20 protein-coding genes are annotated in these 25,393 nt (G+C 38.9%); 12 read left to right on the top strand and 8 right to left on the bottom strand.

Annotation, left to right across the window (positions count from 1 at the left end; all coding sequences use genetic code 11):
• Positions 1-287: 287 nt before the first annotated feature.
• Positions 288-1,379: a lactonase family protein gene (locus tag VXM68_RS02470; RefSeq protein ID WP_367210343.1), complete on the top strand. Its 1,092-nt coding sequence runs from the start codon at positions 288-290 to the stop codon at positions 1,377-1,379.
• A gap of 42 nt (positions 1,380-1,421) precedes the next feature.
• Here VXM68_RS02470 and mnhG read toward each other — a convergent pair whose 3' ends face one another.
• From mnhG to VXM68_RS02430, 8 genes are all read right to left on the bottom strand, one after another.
• On the bottom strand, positions 1,422-1,772 hold the full coding sequence (mnhG, locus tag VXM68_RS02465) for a monovalent cation/H(+) antiporter subunit G (protein ID WP_209580360.1): 351 nt from the start codon (positions 1,770-1,772) through the stop codon (positions 1,422-1,424).
• Entirely contained in the window at positions 1,765-2,040 is a 276-nt protein-coding gene (locus tag VXM68_RS02460; protein ID WP_293956882.1) for a monovalent cation/H+ antiporter complex subunit F, read from the bottom strand. The genes mnhG and VXM68_RS02460 overlap by 8 nt, the downstream gene beginning before the upstream one ends.
• Positions 2,037-2,513, bottom strand: coding sequence for a Na+/H+ antiporter subunit E (locus tag VXM68_RS02455; RefSeq protein ID WP_293956881.1), 477 nt, complete (start codon positions 2,511-2,513; stop codon positions 2,037-2,039). Before VXM68_RS02455 ends, VXM68_RS02460 begins: the two co-directional genes overlap by 4 nt.
• A gap of 1 nt (position 2,514) precedes the next feature.
• Complete coding sequence (locus tag VXM68_RS02450; protein WP_367210342.1) at positions 2,515-3,534, bottom strand: proton-conducting transporter membrane subunit; 1,020 nt, start codon at positions 3,532-3,534, stop codon at positions 2,515-2,517.
• A 5-nt stretch (positions 3,535-3,539) separates the two neighbouring features.
• Positions 3,540-4,022: a hypothetical protein gene (locus tag VXM68_RS02445; protein WP_367210341.1), complete on the bottom strand. Its 483-nt coding sequence runs from the start codon at positions 4,020-4,022 to the stop codon at positions 3,540-3,542.
• The gene (locus tag VXM68_RS02440; RefSeq protein WP_209580376.1) at positions 4,019-4,375 is read right to left on the bottom strand and encodes a Na+/H+ antiporter subunit C; all 357 of its coding nucleotides are present in this window, start codon (positions 4,373-4,375) and stop codon (positions 4,019-4,021) included. The genes VXM68_RS02445 and VXM68_RS02440 overlap by 4 nt, the downstream gene beginning before the upstream one ends.
• Positions 4,375-4,794 (bottom strand): Na+/H+ antiporter subunit B, encoded by a 420-nt coding sequence (locus VXM68_RS02435; RefSeq protein WP_293956878.1) that lies wholly within the window; start codon positions 4,792-4,794, stop codon positions 4,375-4,377. The genes VXM68_RS02440 and VXM68_RS02435 overlap by 1 nt, the downstream gene beginning before the upstream one ends.
• Before the next feature lie 62 nt (positions 4,795-4,856).
• A complete protein-coding gene (locus VXM68_RS02430; RefSeq protein ID WP_367210340.1) occupies positions 4,857-7,166 on the bottom strand; it encodes a putative monovalent cation/H+ antiporter subunit A in 2,310 nt (769 codons plus the stop codon).
• Between the two features lie 425 nt (positions 7,167-7,591).
• Here VXM68_RS02430 and VXM68_RS02425 point away from each other — a divergent pair, with 425 nt between their 5' ends.
• From VXM68_RS02425 to VXM68_RS02375, 11 genes are all read left to right on the top strand, one after another.
• The gene (locus VXM68_RS02425) at positions 7,592-8,113 is read left to right on the top strand and encodes an RNA polymerase sigma-70 factor (RefSeq protein ID WP_367210339.1); all 522 of its coding nucleotides are present in this window, start codon (positions 7,592-7,594) and stop codon (positions 8,111-8,113) included.
• A 52-nt stretch (positions 8,114-8,165) separates the two neighbouring features.
• The gene (locus tag VXM68_RS02420; protein WP_367210338.1) at positions 8,166-9,305 is read left to right on the top strand and encodes a FecR family protein; all 1,140 of its coding nucleotides are present in this window, start codon (positions 8,166-8,168) and stop codon (positions 9,303-9,305) included.
• A 229-nt stretch (positions 9,306-9,534) separates the two neighbouring features.
• Positions 9,535-13,140: a SusC/RagA family TonB-linked outer membrane protein gene (locus VXM68_RS02415; protein ID WP_367210337.1), complete on the top strand. Its 3,606-nt coding sequence runs from the start codon at positions 9,535-9,537 to the stop codon at positions 13,138-13,140.
• 24 nt (positions 13,141-13,164) lie between these two features.
• Entirely contained in the window at positions 13,165-14,760 is a 1,596-nt protein-coding gene (locus VXM68_RS02410) for a RagB/SusD family nutrient uptake outer membrane protein (protein ID WP_367210336.1), read from the top strand.
• Positions 14,761-14,762: 2 nt separating this feature from the next.
• Positions 14,763-15,653, top strand: coding sequence for a putative zinc-binding metallopeptidase (locus VXM68_RS02405; protein ID WP_367210335.1), 891 nt, complete (start codon positions 14,763-14,765; stop codon positions 15,651-15,653).
• 6 nt (positions 15,654-15,659) lie between these two features.
• On the top strand, positions 15,660-16,952 hold the full coding sequence (locus VXM68_RS02400; RefSeq protein WP_367210334.1) for a DUF4302 domain-containing protein: 1,293 nt from the start codon (positions 15,660-15,662) through the stop codon (positions 16,950-16,952).
• A gap of 178 nt (positions 16,953-17,130) precedes the next feature.
• On the top strand, positions 17,131-17,793 hold the full coding sequence (locus tag VXM68_RS02395) for a hypothetical protein (RefSeq protein WP_367210332.1): 663 nt from the start codon (positions 17,131-17,133) through the stop codon (positions 17,791-17,793).
• Positions 17,794-18,304: 511 nt separating this feature from the next.
• A complete protein-coding gene (locus VXM68_RS02390; RefSeq protein ID WP_367210331.1) occupies positions 18,305-18,832 on the top strand; it encodes an RNA polymerase sigma factor in 528 nt (175 codons plus the stop codon).
• Between the two features lie 46 nt (positions 18,833-18,878).
• A complete protein-coding gene (locus VXM68_RS02385; RefSeq protein ID WP_367210330.1) occupies positions 18,879-20,036 on the top strand; it encodes a FecR family protein in 1,158 nt (385 codons plus the stop codon).
• Positions 20,037-20,284: 248 nt separating this feature from the next.
• Positions 20,285-23,911 (top strand): SusC/RagA family TonB-linked outer membrane protein, encoded by a 3,627-nt coding sequence (locus tag VXM68_RS02380; RefSeq protein WP_367210329.1) that lies wholly within the window; start codon positions 20,285-20,287, stop codon positions 23,909-23,911.
• Between the two features lie 11 nt (positions 23,912-23,922).
• A complete protein-coding gene (locus VXM68_RS02375; RefSeq protein WP_307184843.1) occupies positions 23,923-25,392 on the top strand; it encodes a RagB/SusD family nutrient uptake outer membrane protein in 1,470 nt (489 codons plus the stop codon).
• Position 25,393: the final 1 nt, after the last annotated feature.

Below are 25,393 nucleotides of genomic sequence, written 5' to 3'. Positions count from 1 at the left end.
TTTGAACAACAGCACAAAATTATCAGATTATATGAATTATTCGTACTTTTATTTAACAATATTTTTGCATCCAAATACTTGAAATGGATAATTTTTGAATTGTTAAAATTGATGCGCTAAAATACGCATTTGACTATTAGAAAGCACTGTTTTAACCAAATTTAACAAGTCTATTGAGGATCTTTGTGGTGACAAGACAGTCGGAGTTTTTAGATCTTTGCGCCGAAGAGTGAATAGATAAGGTTCTGATTTGAAAGATATGTATCAACACGTATAAAGTAATTTCTATGAAAAAAACATTTATTTATTTGATGACAATTTTGCCGCTAGCGAGTTTCGCTCAGCAAATTCCTATGTTTGTGGGTACGTACACCAGTAAAACCGAGAGCAAGGGGATTTATATCTATAATTTTGATGTTAAAACCGGTGACGCAACATTGGTGAGTACACAGGAGAGTAAAGACCCTTCATTCCTGGCAAGGAGTAACAACTTTATCTATGCCGTTAATGAGCTTCCGAATCAAGAAGGGACAGTTTCAGCCTATTCTTTTAAGGACGGTCATTTAACTTTTTTAAATTCGCTTCCTTCAGGGGGTGGGGCGCCTTGTTTCGTCGAGGTACATCCTAATGGAAGCCTGTTGGCCGTAGCAAACTATACAGGCGGATCTGCGGCCCTCTTTGATCTAGAAAGTAACGGAGTATTAAGTAAAAGAGCGCGACTCATACAACATGAAGGTAAGGGAGTGGATCCCGTTCGGCAAGAAAAACCACATGTACATTCTACTTTTTTCTCTAAAAAGGGGGATAAGTTGTATATCCAAGATCTTGGTTTGGATGAGATTTCTATTTATCCAGTTAATAAAACTGGAAATACCCATAGCCTTGCTGAGGAATCGGAAGATATCTTTACACCTGCGGGCGGAGGTCCGCGACATATTGCATTTGATAAGAAAGAGAAATTCTTGTATGTTATATTGGAAATGACAGGTCAAATTGCATTTTATAAGAAAGATGGCAATGCGTGGATGTATCAAAGCACATTTGATATCAATCCGGAAGGTTTTAAAGGAAGTAACGGTGGGGCAGATATCAAGATATCTGCTGATGGCAAATTTTTGTATGCAACCAATCGGGGCGACGCCAATACGATAGCTACTTTTTCGGTAGAGAAAAATGGAGAATTAAAGAAAATAGCCAATATGGCGGTTAAAGGTAAGGGACCGCGTAACTTTAATCTTTCTCCCGATGGTAAATATCTTTTGGTAGCCAATCAATACACGAACAACATTGTTTTGTTTAGCCGGGATACAAAAACTGGTTTGTTAACGGATACCGGTAAAGAAATTGCTGTGCCATCTCCTGTTTGTATTCTATTTTAATCAAGCTAAGAAGATTTTTAAGAAAGGCTAAGTGCACTTTTCTTAAAAATCTTCTTTTCTGCAATCTAATTTACCCTCTTTTTCGAGATCATTTAAGGTGGTTCCCTTCCATGTTTTTACCCGTTGTATGTATGCCGCTCGGCCAATCATGTGTGCTGCAACTGGCGCTGTTAGGATCAGGAAGAAACCAATAGCTATGGCCTTCGTTGTTACAGATACATCCGGGAAAGTCACCGCAGCACAGATGAGCAATAGCCCAACACCCAATGTTGCCGCCTTGACGGTTACGGAAAGACGTAAATAAAAATCCGGCATCCGCAAGATGCCAATAGAAGCAAACAATATGGCCAGTGCCCCTATCGTGCTGAGTATGGCTAAAGTAATATCATTCATCTTTGCTTTGTTTTTCTAAATAAAATGAAAATGCAATTGTGCCGAGAAATGCGATAAGCGCTAATATCATGGCAATATCTAAAAATACTTCCTGGGAAGTTCGTATACTATAAACGGTAATAATGCCAATTCCAATGGTGATAATGAGATCTAAGGCAATGACACGATCAAATATTTGGGGTCCTTTATACAGGCGAATAAAAGCCAATATCACTGAAACAGTCAAGATTGGAAGGATTACATAGTCAAAATAGCTATTTAAAGTCATCTTAAGAGTTCTAAAAGTCTTCGTTCAACATTATTTTTAAGCGTAGAGACAAACTGTTCCCTGTTCTTCATGTACATTACATGAATAAAGATCGTTTTTTTATCTTCACTTACATCGAGAATAAGTGTTCCCGGTGTCAGCGAAATAAAGGTTGAAAGCAGGTTGATTTCTAAATCTGTTTTTGCATCCATGGGATATTTTACAATGGCCGGTTTGATGAAAAATTTTGGTGTGATGACATCATACGCAACCTGAACATTGGCAACGATCATTTCCCACAGAAAAAAAAGAATAAAACTCAGCGTTTTGGGTACCCGATAGAAGTAGCGCTGATCAGCCTCATTTCTGTTCATCAACCAGAGTATACCAAATCCGAGCATAAAACCGAATAGAAAGTTCGAGTAATACATCGACCCCGTCAGTGCAACCCAGATAAAGGATAACATGAGGTTCATTAAAAATTGCTTTATCATATTATTTCTGCCCTCCTAGTACAGCGTTTATGTAAGGTGATGTGTCCAATAATTGTGTGGCAATCTGATCCGCCACGTGAATGATAGCCTCGGCATTGAGTCCGATATACAGGGACGCAGATGCCAAAATAACGACCGGAAGTATAAGCATTGTTTTTTTATACCCAACCATATCTGCAAATTTATCTTCAACTATTTCTAAATCAGGTGTATCTTTCCAGAATACCTGTGCCCACATTTTGGCAATGACAAATAAGGTGATAAAACTACCGATGATCAGGGCTCCCGCAAAGGCATAATTTTCCAGCTGGAATGCGTCTCTAAATAGATAGACTTTAGGCCAGAACCCCGATAGGGGCGGTATGCCAACAAGCGAAAAAAGAACAAGGGCAAAAAGCAAAGAAATTTTGGGGTATTGGGCATATAGCCCGCCCAATTTATTCATATCCATGGTGCTGCGGAGTTGACGTACAACACCAGCAATTAGAAATAAATTGGTTTTAACCATGATATCGTGGATCAGATAGAATATTGCCCCCAGTAAGGCCCATTTACTATATAGGCCTAGCCCGCCAATCATAAACCCGATATGGCAAACGATTAAATAGGAAAACAACCTTCGGATATTGGTTTTGATCAAGGCACCAAAGGCACCAGTCAAAATTGTCAATATGGCTAGTGCGATCAGCAGCTCTTTTGTAAAATGATTAGGAATAAATAGTAAAGAAAATACCCTGAATAATGCGTAGATACCCACTTTCGTCAATAAGCCTCCGAAAGTCGCCGCTACTGCAGAGGGCGGGGTATGATAAGATGATGGTAGCCAGAAGTAGAGTGGAAATATGGCAGATTTAATACCAAAACCGATCAAAAAAAATGTTGCCGTAATTTCCACTAGCGCTTGGTTCTGTATCTTTGGAATACGTAAGGCCAAGTCGGCCATATTCAATGATCCTGAAATACCATAAAGTATGCCTATGCCTGTTAAGAAAAATGTGGAGGCCAGGATATTCATGGCCATATATTTTACAGCACCTTCCAGTTGCGATTTTCTCCCCCCAATGTCATGAGTACGAAAGAAGAAATGATAATTACTTCAAACCATACATACAGGTTGAAGATATCTCCAGTAAGAAAGGCTCCATTCAGTCCCATCATTAAAAAGTGGAAGATAGGGAAGTATCCGTAGAGAATACGCTGGCGGCCTACCCCGACACAGGAAAAGATAGAGACAGCAAGACCTGCAATTGATGTGAGAAGGACGAGGGTGCTACTGAATAGGTCAGCAACAAAGACAATTCCAAAGGGAGCTTTCCAATTGGCGGCATTCATGGTTAAAATACCACCTTCGTAGACCTTGAAGAATAATTTAAAAGCAAGAATAAGGACGAGCAAACTTCCACCAACGCTCAGAAAACGTTGTGCAGTAGATTTGCGCCAAAACATCAGTTGGACAATAGCAATAAATAGGTGCACGATGATCGTGGCAATAATGTGGTTGTCTATCATATATCTTCTTCCTCAGGGGTGTTCAAATCATCCAAATCGTCTGTACCCAGCAATGCATAGACACGTTTGAGTAGAACGATGGCAAAGGAGGTTAAGCCAAAGCTAATCACGATGGCTGTTAAAATAAGAGCTTGCGGAATTGGATCCGCATAAATATCGGTGAATACTTTCAGATCGGGTGCAATAATAGGCGGTTTTCCTTTAATAATATTCCCCAATAAGAAGATCAGTATATTGGTACCATTGCCCAGTAACATAATACCCAACAATAGTTTAACCATGCTTCGACGGAGGATAAGGTATATCCCAGCGGCATATAAAATGCCTATTAATAAAACAAGAATCAGTTCCATTATTCTTCTTCAGTAGTTAATGCAATTGTAAATAAAATTGTAAGTACGACGCCAATAACGACAAAATATACACCAAGATCAAAAAACAAAGCTGTTCCGATCATACCAATGACTGGAATTTTTTCCTCAAGCCACAGTCCCGTCATAACAGGATAGCCAAAGAAAACGGGTAGGAACATGCTTATCGCCGAAACGCCCAGTCCTATGGGAATGAGAGATAAGGGTTTATATTGAATTAATTTCATGGTGTTTTGTGGGCCAAAGGCAAAACTATGCAAAACAAAGGCAATAGAAGCGACCAAGCCTCCCACGAAGCCACCCCCAGGGTAGTAGTGGCCCCTTAATAGCAGGAATACCGAGAAAAGTAAGAGTATCGGTAATAGATATCGCGTAGCGGTCTGTAATATTGTACTGTTCATTTGTTACTATTTAGCTATGCATCATGCTATCCGTTTACGGACCCATAGCTGTTAAACATTTATTATTCTTTATCCGAAGGTTTTAAACGCAATTTTAATAAGCTGTATACTCCCAATGCTGCAATACTCAACACGACAATCTCAAACATGGTGTCGAAGCCTCTGAAATCTACAAGCAGTACATTGACTACATTTTTACCCTTAGCAAGCACATAAGCATAGTCGCCGTAGAAATCACTGATATTAGTCGTTGTTGGTTCATGCAGGACACGGAGTGCTACCATGGATAGCAAAACGCCAAAAATGACAGCGACTATGGCGTCACGAATGACGGTGCGTCTGTTTGCCAGATTCAAGAAGGAAGGGAGTTTAAACAGTACCAAGACAAAGAGTACTACCGTGAGGGTGTCTATGGTAAATTGCGTCATTGCTAAATCTGGAGCACTGTAAAACACGAAAATAAGACATATGGCATAACCTACGACACTAGTGGCTACGACTGCTGTCAACCGGGATGTGGTTCGTATCGTCAATACAATAGCGCCAATTAAAATACAGACCGTCGTTACTTCATAGAAGCTTACGGGCGATAGCGTTTCCCATTTGATGTGGAGTGGCCCCCCGAGATATAGCTGGTAGGCGATCAATACTTCCGCAAATAGGATGATTTTTAATAAATATGAACGCAAGTAGCCGTTGTGCATTTTGTTTGTAAAGAAAGCGGAGAACAGCGCAATTTCCTGTGCACACAGGTTGATCATATATTCTGGAGAAATCTTATTGAATTTCGCGATCCAGGTCAATTTGTTATTACTTGGCTTGTTTGCGAAATAGAGGAGCGTACCGGCAGCAATTGTAATCGCGCTTAGGAGCAGGATTAAATTAAAGCCATGCCAGATTTTTAGATGAAAAACTTCCGTTTTGGCCAGTATACTTACCGCGGTTGGCCCTGCAATCCATTCTCCGATAAGTCCGGGAATACAGCCGAAAATGACACCAAGAATGGCTAAAAGCAACGGGGGGATCCACATGGCTTTGTAAGGCAGATGGATTTTACTGAATTGTTCGGGCAACTTCCCCATAAAAGGTTTGATACCGGCCATAAATCCAGCGGAGACCAATAATATATTTGTTGCGACGGCAGCTGCTGTCAAATAGAGACACAAATCCGGCGCTGCGTGTAGTGTTGCCTCATAGATCAGATCCTTTCCGATAAATCCAAAAGTAAGCGGAATACCAGCGCTGGAAAGTGCCGCAAGAAAACCTGCGATAGCGACAGGCATCAAAACCTTACGTAGTCCCCGCAAAACCGTTAGATCTCTTGTGCTGGTTTCATGGTCTATAATTCCCGTAATAAGGAATAAAGCGGCTTTATATAAGGCATGTACAAGTATAAAGACACATGCTGCAATAATGGCCTCCTTTGTACCAAGACCCAATAAAAAAACCAAAATGCCTAGTGCGGAAATCGTTGAATAGGCCAAAACCCCTTTTAGGTCTGTTCTGAACAGCGAATGAAAGGCGGTGTAAAGCATCGTAAAGCCACCAATGGCCATCAGGGAGTACATCCAAATGGGGTTTCCTCCAAGAATCGGTGAAAAGCGGGCCAAAAGATAAATACCTGCTTTGACCATGGTTGCAGAATGAAGGTAGGCCGACACTGGCGTTGGCGCTTTCATGGCACCGGGTAACCAAAAATGGAAAGGGAACTGTGCAGATTTTGTAATTGCTCCAAGTGCCACCAAGCCAAATACCAAGGGGAAGAGTGGGTGTTGTTGAATGAGTGATACTTTGTCGAGCAATGCTGTAATATGATAAGTACCTGCGATATTACCCAGTAAAATGAAGCCTGCCAGTAGAAAGAAGCCACCTAGCCCCGTGATGGACAGAGCGGTCAACGCGCTTTTGCGTGACTCGTTGTTATCATTGTTAAACCCAATGAGAAAAAATGAGCTGATTGAAGTCAGTTCCCAAAAGATAAATAATAATAACATATTGTCCGATAGGACAAGCCCCAGCATCGCTGACATAAATAAGCAGAGGTAGCCAAAGAATCGATCGATATACCGATGACCTTTGAGATAGGCATTGGCGTAGAAAAAGATACAAGCTCCGATACCGGTAATGAATAGGGAGAAAAGGAGGGATAGCCCATCCAGTTTAAAATCCAGATTGATGCCTAACGAAGGCACCCACGAGGTTGACTGTACAAAATAGGAGCCTCGACCAATAGGTACAATATATTGAGCAAAATATAGAAATAGAAGTACCGGTAAGAATGCGAGAATAAAACCCCATTTGGTTTTTAGGAAACGACCAAATGGAACAATAAGGCTCGATGTTATTAATCCTGACAGAACAGTAAATAGCATTTAGTCTTTTTTTAATTTTTATTGAAGTGTTTGTTTTACTTGTCAATTAGCACCTTCAACATTTCATCTTAGTCAACGCTGATAGGGCGATGAAGGTTTTTTGAAAGTTTACAATATAGTAAAATAACTCGGAAAAACCGAGATTTTTATGTGTTTTGTATCGAATGAACGTAAAAAATATAAGAATGGATTTGCTCGTAATGGAATTTGTTAATGATAAAATGATAGCCGAGATAAATATTTTAGGTTAGTTAACTACGTATTTTCATTGTAATTATCTTGATGGTCTTTGCAAAATAGGTAATAAATATGTTAATAATTGTTAAAATAAGATTAAATCTCTATCTTTATGCTAGACTAGTTTATCGGACTCCGTTAATAGTAACTGATCAATTTTTTTATTACACCCACTTTCGCTTTATCGTATGGGACCTGAAGAAAAGTTATTTAGACAGCATTATAAAAGTTTATGTCATTTTGCATGGAAATTTGTGGGAGAATCTTCTGTTGCCGAAGATCTGGTACAGGAAGCCTTTGTTACCTTTTTCAGAGAAAAACAGCGGATGGATGAATCCGAAGCGTTTGTGCGAAACTATTTATATACTGCTGTGCGGTTTTCTTGTTTAAAGCATTTACGTCATGAAAAAGTAAAGGAAAAGTATTGGACGCGGGTTGAATTCAATGAGGAAGATGAGCATTCCGTTGAGCTTTCCATTATTCATACCGAAGTGATCAATGAAGTTTATCGAATTATTGCCCAAATGCCTTCGGCTTGTCAACAGATTTTTAAGATGGGCTATTTGGAGGGGTTGTCAAATCTTGAAATTACAGAACGACTTCAAATTAGTGTAAACACAGTTAAGACCCAAAAACAACGTGGGATGAAAATCTTGATGGAGAAGCTACATCCCGAGTTTTTACCCCTTATTATTTTTTTGTTAAAATAATTTTAATTTATTGTCACCCTTCGCCATTCTATAGGGTTTCTAACCTATAGATATGAACACCAACACCAATTACATTGCCAGACTCATTAATAAATTGCTTCGAGGTCACGAAACCATAGCGGAACGGGATGCAATTGAACATTGGCGAAAATCTGATAAGCGCAATGATGATTTAATTGAAAGCTTTCAGGACGCAAAGAATATAGAGGGAGATCTTACCTTTCTAGATAATCTGGATGAAAATGTTGCTTGGCGTAACATTCAGCGGACCCCAAAGAGAGTTAAGAAAAATTACATTTCTCTTTTTGGTGCTGCAGCCGTTATTTTAATAATAATGGCGACGTCGCTCTTTTATATCCTCCATGAGGAAGGAATAGTTTCTAGTCAAGCATCATCTGCTCGTTTGGTAAAAACAGATATCTCACCTGCAGAGTCGGGGGCTCTATTGGTTTTGGCTGATGGATCGATTATGCCTTTGGAGAAGACGCACAAAACTGTAGATCCAAAATTCGTTGCAGATAATATGGCTCGCCTGGACGTTCCGACAGAAGACGTACTATTGCAATTTAATACATTGGTTGTTCCCAAAGGAAACTTTTACAAATTATCTTTAGAAGATGGTACCCAAGTCTGGGTGAACGCAAACTCTCAACTTAAATTTCCTGTAAAATTTCCCGATAAAGAACGTCGTGTTATTTTGGAGGGTGAAGCTTATTTTGAAGTTTCCCATGATGCCAAGCGTCCATTTTTTGTAGAATCCAAGGGGAATGAAGTGAAGGTGTTAGGTACACATTTCAATATCAATGCTTATAGTAATAATGTTCGAACGACATTGTCTTCCGGAAGAGTACAAGTAAGTAACTCGGGAGATGTGATCATTCTGGAACCTGGAGAATATGCCAACCTTATTGCTGGCCAGCTTCATAAAGGAACGGCAGATTTAGAGCATGATCTTTCTTGGCATAATAATCAGTTTTATTTTAAGAAAGAGACAATTGTGGAGATCGCTTCCACGCTTTCGAAATGGTATGACATCCAGGTAAAATTTAAGCAAGATGTCGCGTTGAATAAAGTGTACACAGGTAATTTTAAGCGTGATGTCAAGCTATCGCAAGTTTTGGAAATGCTGACCTATGTTTGTGATTTGAAGTTTGAACTTCACGGAAAAGAATTAATTATAGAAAATAAATAAAAAGTGCTTATGTGAAAAATTAATACCTAACCTACGAGCCTTATACAAAAAAAGAACAGGAATGTTGCAGCATCCCCGTTCCGGAATGATTAAAAGGCCTAAAAAATTAAAAATGCGAATTAAGTAAACCCTATTAACCACAAAGAGTAAATGTATGAATAACTTACCATTTGGCAAAACGTGGCGACTGATACCTCATGACCCTCGGTTTTGTAAACCTTTACGTATTATGAAAATTAGTACCTGCCTTCTTTTCGCCTTTGTGACCGGAGTTCAAGCCAACGGCATTGCGCAGAAAGTTACGTTGAAAATGAAAAATGCACGGATTGAAGAAGCGCTCAGTGCGATTTCCAAGCAGTCCAACCTGCAGCTATTTTACGGAGAAAATATCGATTCTAAAGCACGTGTCAGTGTGAATTTGAAGAATGCCTCTGTTGAAGAAGCCTTGAATTCTGTTTTGCGCAATAATCATATCGATTATAAGATTATTGCGAATACGATATCTGTAAATGGTAAAACTAAAGGCGATGCATCTAGCAATATAATTCAGCAAGGGATTTCAGGGACAGTCAGGAGTAAAGAAGGGAGCACCTTAGCGGGAGCCACAGTGTCCGTGAAGGGGACAAATATTACTACGCAGACAGCAGCTGATGGTAGCTTTCGAATAAATGCTGGTTCAGATGCCACTTTGGTTGTTCGCTATGTTGGCTATGAGACTGCCGAAGTTGCTGTTAAAGGGCGAAGCAATGTTGCGATTGTTTTAGCGTCAAATGAAAAGCAGATTGAAGAAGTTGTTGTAACTGGTATGGGACAACGTCTTGATAAACGTTTATTTACCGGAGCTACCTCTCAAATCTCTGGCGAAGCGGCCCAAATTGGGGGGCAGATTGATCCCAGTCGTGGCCTAGAAGGCCGTGTTGCTGGGGTTTCGGTTCAGAACGTAACGGGAACTTTCGGTACAGCACCTAAAATCCGTGTCCGTGGGGCAACTTCTATTTATGGAAGCTCAAAGCCACTTTGGGTCGTTGATGGAGTAATTATAGAGGATGTTGCGGACGTAAACTCAGATGAACTGTCATCTGGTGATGCATTAACGTTAATAAGTTCTGCAGTAGCAGGTCTAAACGCGCATGATATCGAATCCTTTCAGATCTTAAAAGATGGCTCGGCAACCTCAATTTATGGAGCGCGAGCTATGGCAGGAGTTATCGTCATTACGACTAAAAAAGGTAAAGCTGGTCGCAGTTCGCTTAACTATACAGGAGAATACACGACGCGTGCGACACCTCGATATTCTGAATTCAATATTATGAATTCGCAGGAGCAAATGTCTGTATACGACGACATGTACAATAAAGGATATATTGGATTTGCTGATTTACCAGTTGCTAGTAATAGTGGCGTTTATGGCGATTTATATAGGCGCATCCAACGAAGCGAGATCCCAAATGATCTGTTCACCGATAGACATCATGTCAATAACTTCCTTAAAGAAGCTGAATTTCGAAATACAGATTGGTTTGGTCAACTGTTTCAACCAAGCTTACAGCATAACCATTCTGTGAGTATGTCTTCTGGAACTGAAAAATCGCAATATTATTCTTCCATTAGTGGTCTTGTAGATCCGGGCTGGACGAAACGTAGTAAAGTGAATCGCTATACTGGAAACTTGAATGCTAATTATAATATTTCAGATCGTCTTAAGCTTAATATTATTACCAATGGGTCATATCGTAAACAACAGGCACCCGGTACCCTCGGTCAATCTAAAGATGTGGTCTTTGGCCAAGTAAAGCGTGACTTTGATATTAACCCATATGCATATGCGATGAATACATCGCGTACGTTAGATCCAAATACCTTCTACACCCGTAACTACGCTGGGTTTAATATTCTGCATGAATTGGAAAACAATTATATGGATATTGATGTCGCTGATCTACGTTTTCAAGGGGATTTGAAATGGAAAGTTATTCCTGGTTTAGAGTTAGGAGCTTTTGGTTCAGTTCGCTATCAGTCTACGACTCAGCACCACTATATCAAGGATCGTTCGAACCAAGCAATGGCTTATCGCGCGGGTATCTCAGAGCCCGAAAATACGACCATTCGCGATAAAAATCCTTTCCTGTATACCGATCCGGATGATCCTTATGCAAGACCTATTTCGGTATTACCAGAAGGTGGAATTTATAATCGGACTGACTACACCATGTTTGAGCAGCTATTCCGTTTTACTGCTCAATATAATAAGACCTTTGATCAAAACAATATTCTTAATGTGTTTGCTGGATCCGAACTTACCTCATCGCAACGCAACAATACCTGGTTTAGAGGCTGGGGAATCCAATATGATTTAGGAGAAAGTCCTTTTACCGATTATAGGGTGTTTAAGCGTGGTCAAGAAGAGAATTCACCTTATTTTTCCGTCAACCGGAACAATAAAAATGACCCTTCAAATACGCGTTACAAACAAGCTGCTTTTTTTACAAATGTGACCTATTCCTATGCAGGGAAATATACATTGAATGGTACATTTAGATATGAGGGTGCAAATAAATTAGGTGAAGCAACCTCTGCGAGATGGATGCCTAGCTGGAACCTGTCCGGAGCATGGAATGCACATGAAGAAAACTTCTTTGAAAACTTGAAACCTGCTTTTTCACATTTTACTTTAAAAGGCTCTTATAGTTTAACTGGTGATCGAGGACCATCGACTGTCACTAATTCGTATGCGGTTTATCGTTCCTACACTCCATGGCGCCCTACGGCGGGAGATGCCGAATCTGGTTTAGAAATAGCGGATTTGGCCAACAATGGTTTGACTTATGAAAAAAAGCATGAGTTGAATATCGGAACGTCCATGGGATTTTTAGATAATCGGATAAATCTAGATTTTGATTGGTTTAAACGCGATAACTTTGATTTGATCGGTATTATCAATACCCAAGGGTTAGGCGGGCAGATTTCTAAATTTGGTAATGTGGCTGATATGAAATCGCACGGAGCTGAGTTGAGCCTAACTGGCCATATCTTTCGCGATCAGGCATTTAAATGGACGTCAAACTTTATTTATTCTAATGTGAAAACAAAGGTGACGCGTTTGGACACTAGAAGCCAAGTGATGGATCTCATCACAGGTACTGGATTTGCCCTAGAAGGAGGCCCCGTTCGCGGACTCTACTCGATACCATTCGTACGATTGAATGATGAAGGATTGCCGGTCTTTTTAAATACAAATAATCAGGAAACTGTTACGGATTTAAATTTTCAAGAACGGGATAAAATTGGCTTTTTAAAATACGAAGGGCCAAGTGATCCTATTCATACAGGAAGTTTGGGCAATATGTTTAATTATAAAAACTTTGGTTTAAATGTCTTTATTACTTATTCATTTGGTAATGTTGTACGACTTAATCCCGTATTTTCCAACGAATATTCAGATTTGACAGCATCAACCAAGGAGTTTGCGGACCGCTGGATGGTGGCGGGAGATGAAGCCTTCACAAATGTACCTATCATTGCTACGACTGGACAGAACAGAGCATACGCGAATGATTTAAAGTATGCTTATAGTGCCTATAATTATTCGTCAGTGCGTACGGCGAAAGGTGATTTCATTCGCATGAAAGATGTTTCATTAAGCTACGAATTCTCGAAGGATTTAGTGAAAGCGTGGAATATTAACTCCTTAGGATTACGTTTTAATGCAACCAATTTATTCTTGATTTATGCGGATAAAAAGCTGAATGGACAAGATCCGGAGTTTGTCAATGCTGGAGGGGTAGCTGCTCCAATTGCGAGACAATATACATTGACCTTACGTTTAGGCTTGTAACCAAAATTTTAAATCGTAATTGAAATGAAAAGAAATAGAAAATTATATATAGCAGTTGCATTGATTTGTGGCTTGGGTTTATCATCCTGCAATAAGTTTTTAGATGAAATGCCTGACAATCGTGCAACACTTGATACTGAGGCTAAAATTGATAAGTTGTTGGTCTCGGCTTATCCAGAGGTGGCCTATTTGATGAGTGCTGAACTATCATCAGATAATGTCGATGATTATGGCCCTACCAATCCCAATAGTCAGCGTTTTATGGAAGAGTTGTTCCATTGGAAAGATGTTACAGACAATCAGGATGAGGGACCTAAAGACGTCTGGGAAGCTTGTTATAAAGCGATTGCTAGTGCAAATGCGGCATTAAAAGCAATCGAAGAAATGGGGAATCCGGCCAGTTTAAATCCTCAAAAAGGAGAAGCCTTGGCTGTAAGAGCCTATAATCATTTTACACTCGTTAATTTATTTGCGCAGCATTATACGAAAGCAAATGCGGCAACAGATTTAGGAGTTACTTATATGACCACCGCAGAGGAAGATCTCGACCCGAAATATGAACGGAATACAGTCCAGGAAGTATATGACTATATCGTAGCTGATCTAGATGAAGCTATTCCGCTGATTGATGATTCTTCGTTCGGATCCACCCCCAAATATCATATGAACTCTAGGGCTGCAAACGCTTTACGCGCTCGAGTCGCCCTATATATGCAAGATTGGGAAAAAGCCGTCAGTTTTGCCAATGCAGCGATTGGAACGAATCCAACGAGTTTACTTCGTAATTATGAAAGGATTGCCGCTGACGCAGTAGGGAGCAGAGGATTTCCAAATGGAGCAATATCTTATACAAAAAGTGAAGAAAAGGCCAATTTAATGGTAGCGACTGCCGCAACGCAACATGGTGTAATATTTGGCCCCTATACCTATGGTTCGAGATATTCCCATGGCGCATTTTTGGCAAACAATGAAACAGCCATGGCGCAAGGGCCTTATGGGAAATTAGGTGCAACTGGCTATGTACTACGTGTTTCTGTTTATGCGGGAACAAATTTAGATAAAGTATTGTTTCCCCGTGTTTCGTATATGTTCGAGTATACAGACCCTGTCGCAGGAATTGGATATGCCCGTGGTGCTTATGTACCATTTACTACAGAAGAAACGATGCTGGTTCGTGCTGAAGCTCTTATTCACCTGAAACGATACGATGATGCTGCGGTCGATATGAAACGTTGGGTTGACAATACCCTAGTAAGACCGCCAGTAAACTTTACGGTAGCTAGTATCAATACATGGGCAAATGGAATAGATTATTCTTCTGCTCAATCACCCACAGCAAAGAAAGCATTGAATCCGCAGATGATTCCATTTGAGGTTGGTACACAGGAGAATATGCTCCATGCACTGTTGTTTTTACGTCGTGTAGAAACTCTTCATATGGGACTGCGTTGGTTTGATGTTAAACGCTATGGTATTGAAGTAGAAAGACGTGTATTGAGTTCTTCTGGTGCAGTAGCTTCCGTAGAAACAGATACAAAATTAATTGCGCGTGACAAAAGGGCGGCTTTGCAAATTCCTGCTGAAGTTATTGCCGCCGGTTACACACCTAATCCAAGATAATTATGAAAATATTAAATAAGATTAATGTATTGTTGTTTTCTTCGGTGCTCTTATTTTCGTGCTCTGAAGAAAAGCTGAACCCTGAAAGTATATTTGTGGATCAGAAAGTGGAAAAAAATGAACTGGACAATTATATAGATCAAACCTATACGAAGGATTATAATATTGCAATTCTTTATAAATTTGTTGAAAAGGAGTCTGATTTAGATTATAATTTGAGTCCTGCAAGTTATGAAAGTTCCGTCAGAATGACCAAATTATTATATCATCTCGGTATTGAGCCTTATGATAAAATCACTGGTAGTAAGGATTTTATTCGGAAATATTTTCCAAAATTATTGAATTACATTGGTTCACCGGCTTATCGAAATAATGGAACATTTGTATTGGGAACAGCGGAAGGTGGGGTTAAGATTACCCTCTATCTGTTGAATAAATTGGATGCCAACACAGGAAAGGATATTGCCTTTTTAAATAATACATACTTCCATACTATGCATCATGAGTTTGGTCATATTTTACATCAGACTAAAGGGTATCCCGCTTCTTTTGAACAGATTACAGGTAGGAGTTATGTATCCGATGCCTGGAGTGATGTCTATGAGAGTGAAGCAGAAGCTACCGCATTGGGGTTCGTTTCTCCATATGCTTCCAAAGAACCCAATGAAGATTTTGTAGAGACTTACTCCTTTTATATTACATTGTCGCCAGCACAATGGAACCAGCGTATCAGTAGAGGAGGAGAGGAAGGGAAAGCATTGATTGAGGCTAAACTTGACATCGTACGTACTTATTTCCAGAATGTTTGGAATATTAACTTAGATGAGTTACGTGATGAGATTCTAGCGAGGCAAGCGGATCTACCTAATTTTGATCAAACATCTTTAAAATAAGGAATCATGAAATTAAAATATTTAATTGTCTTAATATTACTTCCGTTTTTGTTAGTTACTTCATGTAAGCGAGACGAGGATCGGATATTTGATGCGAATGCAACAGTTAGGATGACCGAGGCTGTAGAAAAAACCTATACTGTTTTGCAAGCAAATAAAGCTGGTTGGATAATGAAGTTTTATCCAAGTAATAATCAGGAATTTGGAGGGTATACAGTTTTTAGTAAATTCATATCCAATGCTGAAGTTACGGTCGCTTCTGATCCTTTTTCTGGATCACAGACCAGTTCATACGCAGTTTCTCCGGAATCGGGACCTGTATTAACATTTAACGGTTACAATAAAAACATTCACTGGTTTTCTGAGCCGGGTAAAGATAACGGTGGGATAGGTGCCGATGATAGTGGTATGCGTGGTGATTTTGAATTCATTGTACTTAATGCAAGCGCAGACTCCGTGGTTTTGAAAGGTAAGAAAAGTGGTAGTTACTTAGTGATGTTACCTTTGAAAGATGGCGAGTTTGAAACCGAGTCTAAAGCTTATCAAGAGGCAGCGGCTAAGTTTAAGCAATTTGGCGTATTTAATTTGGAAACAAAGGATGGTAAAGTTGTACCTATGGGGTATAGTCCCAAAATTCGTGTCTTTACCAATCCGCTTGATCAGGCCGCTAAGGAAATGGCTTTTCGCGTTGTGCCTGGTGGGCTTGAGTTCTATGAAGAATATACAATGGCGGGGGCAAGCTTTGATCATTTAAATTATATTGAGCCAACAAGTGCCTATCCCTATGGATATTATTCGGATAAAGGAAATACATTTAAGATTGTTCCTGATGTAACCCCAATTAATTTATGGTTTAAAACTAATCTATGGTCCATGTCTTATAGTAATGTTGGCCCTACTGGTCAAGTATATTGGAACAATGCAAGGACTAAGCTGAATGCCAACGGTATTACCTTAAATAACATGTACATTGGAAATGCAGGAGTGGAAGTCGTATACTATGTTCTTCAGAATGGAGCTGTTGAAGGAGCTGTAGGACACAATATTACGCTTGTACCTGGAACGATAGATCAAGTCAGAATAATTTTTGCAGGCACATTATATGAGGGTGTAGGCTTTAGTGCGGCTTACTGGACTGGTGGATTAAATGAATTTACAACACCACTGAGTGGACGTACATTCAAAATTACAGCAGATGAGCTGAGTGAACCGTCATCAGTATTATTAACTGATATTGCTATTCCAACGAACACATTTAGGGTTTTCTTAAAGGATATTAATGATCCGTTAAATAACTAATAACAATATTGTTAAGCCAATTTTAGTTGTTAAACAGAGACATCCCCAACTGAATGTTGGGGATGTCTTTTACTTTATTTTAATATATATTATAAATATGTAATAAAAAGTGATTATAAATTGTCTTTCTCTAAAATATAGTTCAATTTAAAGTATTTGATTTAATGTTTCTGATTTTATGAAGTATACAATTAGCCTTTTATTTCTTTTTTGGGTAAGTGCCCTTACAGCACAACAAGACACGGTAAGAAAGATACGTCTGCCACTAGAAGTCATCTATTTCGGAGGAGTCCAATTTAATAACGCAAGTAATCTGAATAGAATCTTAAAGCAAGAAGGTGCTGGAAAATTCCCTGGATTTGGCTGGAATGCTGGAGCAGGCATAGCTTACCGTATTAAGCAAACATTAATCGGAGGGAGTTTTAGTTTATCCACAAATAGTAAAAAAGATAACATTTTGAACACCGGCGATTTTGTTTTGCACGTGGCAAGCAATGCAGCTCGCGCAGGCAATTTTATATTGAGTCCACAACTTGGTGTTGGAGTCCAATGGTCCACTTTTACAATTCAAAAGCATGGTCAATCTGGTTCATTTGATGACTTTTTAGATTCCAATTCTAATCAGACCCAGATGGAATATAACGCAGCTATTGTAGATTTTAATATTACACTGAAATCAATGAATAAAAACAGGACAGTGTTTTATCCTGAATGTAGAGTTGGTTATAAATCTGCTATTACGAAGAACGAATGGAAGCTTATTGGTACGAAAGCCACGAATGTACCTACAGATAGGCTAGGAAACCTCTATTTACAACTTGCTTGGGGAATTGGACGATAATGAATATTATGTTCTCTGTAGTGCTAATCATTCTAGCGTGCTTAAGAGAACTGTTGTGTTGGAAGGTCATGAAAACCTAGAGAAAACGGTAAAGTATGTTTCGGTAGGATAGAAGTATAGTTTATGTTTAATGGCTCTTCCAAAGACTACTTGGAGGGGCCATAATTTTATAAGATTATGCACAATATTCCTTTCTATTTTGAAAAACGGTGTTAGTTTTTGTTACTTTCTCTTATGGTGAGCATAAAACTATTTTTTTGACAACCTTTTTTCGATATCCTGATATATTTCGTTTTAATCGGGTTGACACTATTTTCTTTTGTTGCTTATTTTTAGAAAAAACTCTATTTATAGGTGCAAAAAATGTAATCCAAATAATATTTTTTATTTTTTTGCAAATAATAAAAAATATTAGCCATTTTTATAGCACAATTATTAAACATCTCAACGCAGGAGATGTCCTAAATATCCACCTATAGAATACAATAAGTGGCAACGAAGAGAGCTAGCGATGCAGAAAGAAGAAATATTATTCAAAACACACTATAATGGATTATGTCATTTTGCATGGAAGATATTAGGTGATCTTATAGTAGCGGAGGATCTGGTTCAAGATGCTTTTATTGCTTACTTTAAACATACGGATCAAGTAAGTGATAATGAGATTGCCATAAAAAATTATCTATATAGTTCTGTAAGATTTGCTTGTTATAATCACATTCGTCATGAGAAAGTTCGTCAAAAATATTGGAACGTCGTAGGTTTTACAGAGGAAGACGATACAGCTCTAGAGCTAAATATAATCCATAGTGAGCTTATTCAAGAGATTTATCGGATTATTGAAGAAATGCCTTTTGCCTGTCAACAAGTTTTTCGTTTAGGCTATCTAGAGGGTTTGTCTAATTTGGAGATTACCAAAGAACTACAGATTAGTATCAATACCGTGAAAACACAAAAGCAGCGTGGAATGAAAATGCTGTTAAAACGATTAAATCCTGAATTTATTCCCCTTATTATATTTTTGTTAAAAAATATTTAAATTCTTGTCACCCCTTTTTTTGTCTTGCGTTTCTTTAGTGTAGTATATGAAAGAAAACAAAGGACATATTTCAAAAATTATACAAAAGTTTTTGAGCGGTCGGCTTACAGCAGAAGAGCAAAAACAATTGGATGTGTGGCTGAACCTCAGTATCCAGAATAGAAAACTCTTGGAATCATTTCGCCAAGCGAAGAATATCGAAGAGGATTTATTCGTTGTTCGTAAATTGGATGCTAATAAGGCTTGGAATAAACTTAACAATAAACATCGTACTGGAATAAAATCAATTAGAAAATGGTCTTTTGGGATTGCCGCTTCCATTACATTTTTAGTTGGAAGCTTCGTGGTATGGCGAACAGAATTTGTTGCGGGTATCCCAAAAGAAAGACCTGTTTTGGCTGAACAAAAACAGGATATCGCGCCAGCAACAAGTGGGGCAATTTTAGTGCTTGCGGACGGAACGAAGATCGCACTGAATAACGATTCTACAAAAATACTCACTAAAAACAATAATCTTGTTGGTAATAACAATGAGCTTATTGTCAAGGGAACAGGCCAGACTATTCCTGTACAATATAATTCATTAATAGTCCCAAAGGCGAGTTTTTATAGAATGACGTTGGTTGATGGTACCAAAGTTTGGGTCAATGCTCTTTCCCAACTGAAATTTCCTGCACAGTTTTCAAAAACAGAACGCCGGGTCTTTCTTGATGGCGAAGCTTATTTTGAAGTAGCACACAATCCAAATCAACCCTTTATTGTCGAGTCCAAAGGAAATGAAATCAAAGTGTTAGGGACACATTTTAATGTGAACTCATATACAGCGCAAGTTCGTACAACTCTTGCGGAAGGAAAAGTGGAGGTTAGGAGAAATAACCAGCATGTGGAACTATCACCAGGAGAGTATGTATGGTCTTCAACGGATAATCTGATCAAAGGGGAAGCTGACCTGCAGCGTGATCTTTCTTGGCACAATAATGAGTTTTATTTCAAAAAGGAAACGATTGTGGATATCGCGCATCAATTATCAAGATGGTACGATCTCGATGTGAAATTCAGGGGAAATGTACAGCTGGATAAGGAATATACCGGAAGTATCGAGCGTGATGTTAAATTGTCTCAAGTGCTAGAAATGCTATCCTATGTAAGTAATCTCAAATTTGAAGTGGATGGAAGAAAACTTATTATAGAAACAAAAAGCTAAAATAATATTGAACTAAACCCAAACCGATTGCTTATGACAAATTAATACCTACCCAAAAGACCTTAGAAAAGAGAACAGGAATGTTGGCGCATCCCTGTTCAGAAAATGTGATTATCAGGTCCTAAATTAAAAAGTGAACAATTAAACCCCAATTAACCACAAAGTGTAAATGTATGAATAACTTACCATTTAGCAAAAGGTGGTTCTTGATCCCTCAAGATCCACGCTTTTGTAAACCCCTGCGTATTATGAAAATTAGTACATGTCTTCTATTCGCATTTGTTACCGGTGTACATGCTAAAGGCACTGCCCAGAAAGTCACCTTAAACATGCGAAATGCACGCATTGAAGAGGCATTATCTGCAATCTCCAAGCAGTCTCATCTGCGTGTACTATACAGTGAAAATCTGAATTCTAAAGCCCGAATTTCAGTCGATGTCGAGAATGCAACTGTCGAAGAGGCACTTAACGCTGTATTGAAGAGCAATAATATTGAATACAAAATTATTGCTAATACAATCTCGGTCAATAGTAATTCAAAGAATGTCAGTATGAAGGTACCACTGGACATGCAGGAATCTGTTTCTGGCACTGTTAAAAGTCAAGATGGCAAAGGATTGAGTGGAGCTACAGTAACCGTAAAAGGCACTTCTATTTCAACACAGACTAATGATATAGGACATTTTAAAATTAATGCTTCTTCATCGGCTGTTTTGGTAGTACGGTACGTTGGGTTTGGCACCAAAGAAATTCCCGTGGATGGCAAGTCAAGCGTGAATGTGGTGCTTACGGCTGATGACCTTAAGTTAAAGGAGGTTAATGTTGTGGCTACAGGTTACCAAAATTTGGACCGTAAATTATTCACTGGAGCATCATCCAAAATCGACGCTAAGGAAGCTGAGCGTGCCGGTGTTCCAGATATTTCTAGGATGCTGGAAGGGCAAGCGGCAGGTGTCTCTGTGCAAAACGTCTCTGGTACATTTGGTGCGGCTCCGAAAATCCGGGTTCGTGGGGCAACTTCCTTAACGGGAGATAATAAACCTTTATGGGTGATCGACGGAGTTATTTTGGATGAGGCTGTCAATATCTCCAACGAAGCATTATCCACTGGTGATGCAAATACCTTACTGGGGTCCTCTGTAGCGGGCTTGAATCCCGATGATATTGAGTCGATCACGGTCTTGAAAGATGCCGCTGCAACAGCGATGTATGGTGCAGCAGCAATGAACGGTGTAGTCGTGGTAAATACGAAGAAAGGACGTAATACTGAGGGAGTTGTTAACTTTAATTATTCAGGCAACTTTACAACCTATATAAAACCCAATTATAGCCAGTTCGATATCATGAATTCTGCGCAACAGATGCAATTAATTATTGATATGGAAAATAAAGGTTACTTGAATCATTCGCAAGTCTCCCGTTCTCCTACAGGCGGAGTCTTTAATAAGATGTATAATCTCATGTATCAGTATAATCCAGCTACGGATTCTTTTGATCTGAGAAATGATGCTCCTTCACGCTATAATTTTTTACAGCGTTATACGAATGTCAATACCGACTGGTTTGATTTATTATTTAAACAGTCTCTGGTTCATGATCATTCTTTAAGTATGTCTACCGGGACTACCAAGAGCCAAACGTATGCTTCTACGAGTTTTATGAACGATTCCGGTTTTACAATAGGTAATAGCGCGAAACGGTTTACGGGCAATATTAGAAACAATTATAAAATTAGTGATAAACTAAGTACGGAATTCATTTTTCAAAGTAATATCCGCGATCAGCGTACACCAGGTACTTTAAATAGAGTTTCAGATGCTGTTTTCGGGACTTACTCGCGTGATTTTGATATTAATCCATACTCTTATTCTCTTAATACTAGCCGTATCATCACTCCTTATGATGAAAACGGAAACTTGGAATATTTCAATCGAGATTATGCCCCTTTTAATATCTTAAATGAAATTGATAATAACTATATCAAACTTAAATTGATGGATATCAAGGTGCAAGGAGGGATAACTTACAAAATTCTACCTTCCTTAACCTATTCTGCAAATGGAATGTACCGTTATTATAATTCAGAAAGACAGCATACGATAACAGAAAATGCAAATTTGTCGAAAGCGTATCGGGCAAATGGCGATCAAACCGTTAATGCAGGAAATCGCTTTTTATATGCCGATCCGGATTTTCCGAATACAGATAAATATGTTCTATTGCCTAATGGAGGATTCTTTAATGTCGCTAACAATAATATGATTAGCTATTACATGCGACATAATTTAGAATATAATCAAAAATGGAATGATCATAGTTTAAATTTATTTGGAACCTATGAATTGCAGTATGCCGATAAGCAAAACCATGATTTTAATGGCCCAGGCATCGAATATGATAATGGAAATCTTGTTATGCCTACTTATCGGTATTATAAGTATGCTATTGAAAGTGGAAATGTACCCTTCGGAATGGCCTACAATTACGATCGAAAGTTAGCTTATGCAGTCCGTGGAGCTTATAATTATAAAGATAAATACTCTTTGAACTTTACCACACGATATGATGGCTCCAATAAAATGGGACACACAAGCGTCGCACGGTGGTTGCCAACCTGGAATATATCGGGAGCCTGGGATATTGATCAAGAGAATTTTTTTAATAAGAATAGTAATATTCTTTCTCATGTACGTTTGCGCGGTACATATGGCCTAGTCGCCAATATGGGGAATGCTTCAAATTCATCTGCAGTGTTTTACAATGCAGTGGCTTATCGGCCGTACGAGTCAGAAAAAGAGGGGAAGATAAATATTAGCGGTTTAGAAAATTCGGAGCTGACTTGGGAAAAAATGTATGAGCTCAATGTTGGTACCGATTTGAGTTTCTTAAAGAACCGAATAGATCTGAATGTTGATTATTACAAAAGGAATATTTTTGATCTGATTGGTCCTATCCGAACCTCAGGAATAGGAGGTCAATTTGAGAAATATGGTAATTACGCGGATATGAAAAGCCACGGTGTGGATATTCAAATTGGAGGTTATCCATTTAAAGATCCGCAAGGCTTTACATGGAGAACGCAATTTACATTTGGGTACAATAGAACCGAAATTACTAAGCTGAATGTTACCAGAAATATTTGGGATTTGGTGTCCGCGGAGGGGGGAGCTAAACTTGGAAATCCGCATCGCGGATTATACTCCATTGATTTCGATAAGCTTAATGCGAGAAGCGGTTATCCGATGTTCATTGGTACTGACGGTACGCCCGGAACGACCTATTTTTGGCTTCAAGATAATGAAACAGATTTCTTGAAATATGAAGGACCAGTAGATCCGACCATAGCCGGTGGTTATTATAACCGAGTGGAATATAAAAATTTCAGTTTTTCTTTTTTACTGAAATTTGCTTTTGGTAATAAGGTCAGATTACAACCTAGTTATTCATCGTCTTACTTGGATATGTACAATGTATCGAAAGATCTCGTAAATCGCTTTATTTTTCATGGGGATGAATATTTAACCGTAATCCCGTCGACACTTGATCCTTTGTCCGCCGAATTCGATGTTAAGAACTTTTTAGGCGAAAGGAATGCTGCTAATTACACGTATAATGCTTATAACTATTCATCTGAACGAGTGGCTAAAGGTGATTATATCCGTTTGTCTCAACTTTCTATAGGCTACAACGTACCCAAGGAATTGGTGTCACGTATAAAATTCAGGACTGCTCAATTTAATCTAGTGGGCAATAATTTATGGCTATTACATGCTGATAGGAAATTGAATGGCGTGGATCCAGAGTTTTACAGCAATGGAGGTGTCGCTCTTCCAGTGCCTAAGCAAATTACATTATCGGTGAAGTTAGGATTCTAAATAATTATATTATGAAATTAAATACGATTAAATATATATTGCTAACGTCTGTTTTTCTATTTAGCGGATGTAGTAAATATCTGGATCAAGAGCCGGATATGCGTGCTCAGATCAATACGGTAGATAAAGTTAAAAGATTAGTGGCATCAGCCTATCCTGGAAGAAATTCATTGGCCATGGCTGAGACCTACTCTGACAATGTGGAGGACAAAGGTGTTGGAGGTATTTATCAACCGGTACCTGCTCTTTATGAATGGAAAGATATCATAGGTGATGATACGGACTCTCCTACAGCGTACTGGAATTCCTGTTATGAAGCAATAGCTGCAGCAAATCATGCCCTAGCAGCTATAGAAAAAAATAATTTTGGTGACGAGGTTCTGGCCTATAAAGGAGAAGCACTTGTGGCCAGGGCTTATTGTCATTTTATGTTGGCGATTTACTTTGCTAAAGTATATGACTTCAAATCGAATGCATCGAATGATTCTCCAGGAATACCGTATGTGAAAGATCCAGAAACGGTTTTAATAAAGCAATATGATCGAGGTACAGTTAAGTCTACATATGACAATATCCGTAAAGATTTAGAAGAGGGATTGGCCTTATTGGATCAAGGGAATGGTTTGTGGGATGTTCCGAAGTACCATTTTACGCCCGAAGCCGCGCATGCTTTTGCTTCTCGTTTTTATCTGTTCACAGGCGAATGGCAAAAAGTGGTGGATAACGCAAATAAGATTTTTGGAGGTAATTATGTAGGCAAGCTTGTTCCTTATAACTCAACTTTAAAATCATTAGGCTTTGAGGCTGCCCGTACAGAGATTACCAAGGCTACACAACCCTATAATTTGTTGATTACAGAAACGTATAGCGGTTATCAGCGCTGGTGGGACAATCGCTATGCTATGGGAATTAGTGTCGTACAAAATATTTATAATAGCATGACTGCTGCAGGAGCGAAGCTCTACAATTTTGGTGTAAGTTATGGCTCTCCACATTACACAACCTATATATGGAAGGAATTTTGGTATGTAACGAACCCTACCGCCAATACAGGGTTCCCTATGTTAATGGTTCCGGTACTAATGTCAGATGAGGCTTTATTAAATCGAGCTGAAGCTTATGCCGAATTAGGCAATGTAAACGGGGCACTAGCTGATCTCAATTTATTTGCACGCAATAGGATCGACAACTACAATTCAACTGATTATGCTGTTACAGTGGCTAAATCAAAGCAATTTTTCGACGTCACTGATGACAAAGAAGCTCTTGTTAAAACAGTATTGCAATTTAAACATGTTGGATTTATGTCCATGGGACTACGGTGGCTTGACATTATTCGTAAAGGGATAACGGTCAAGCACAATGTCATAGGAAGCGATGAACGAGAAACATTTATTGAATTAAAACCCGATGATCCTAGAAGGGTATTCCAAATCCCTCAGGAAGCTAAATTAGCAGGTGTTGAACTAAACCCAAGATAAG

Origin of the sequence: Sphingobacterium sp. R2, from assembly GCF_040760075.1 — a bacterium.
GTDB lineage: Bacteria > Bacteroidota > Bacteroidia > Sphingobacteriales > Sphingobacteriaceae > Sphingobacterium.
Note: the sequence above shows the minus strand (reverse complement) of the source record. Positions and strands in the feature narration are given on the sequence as shown.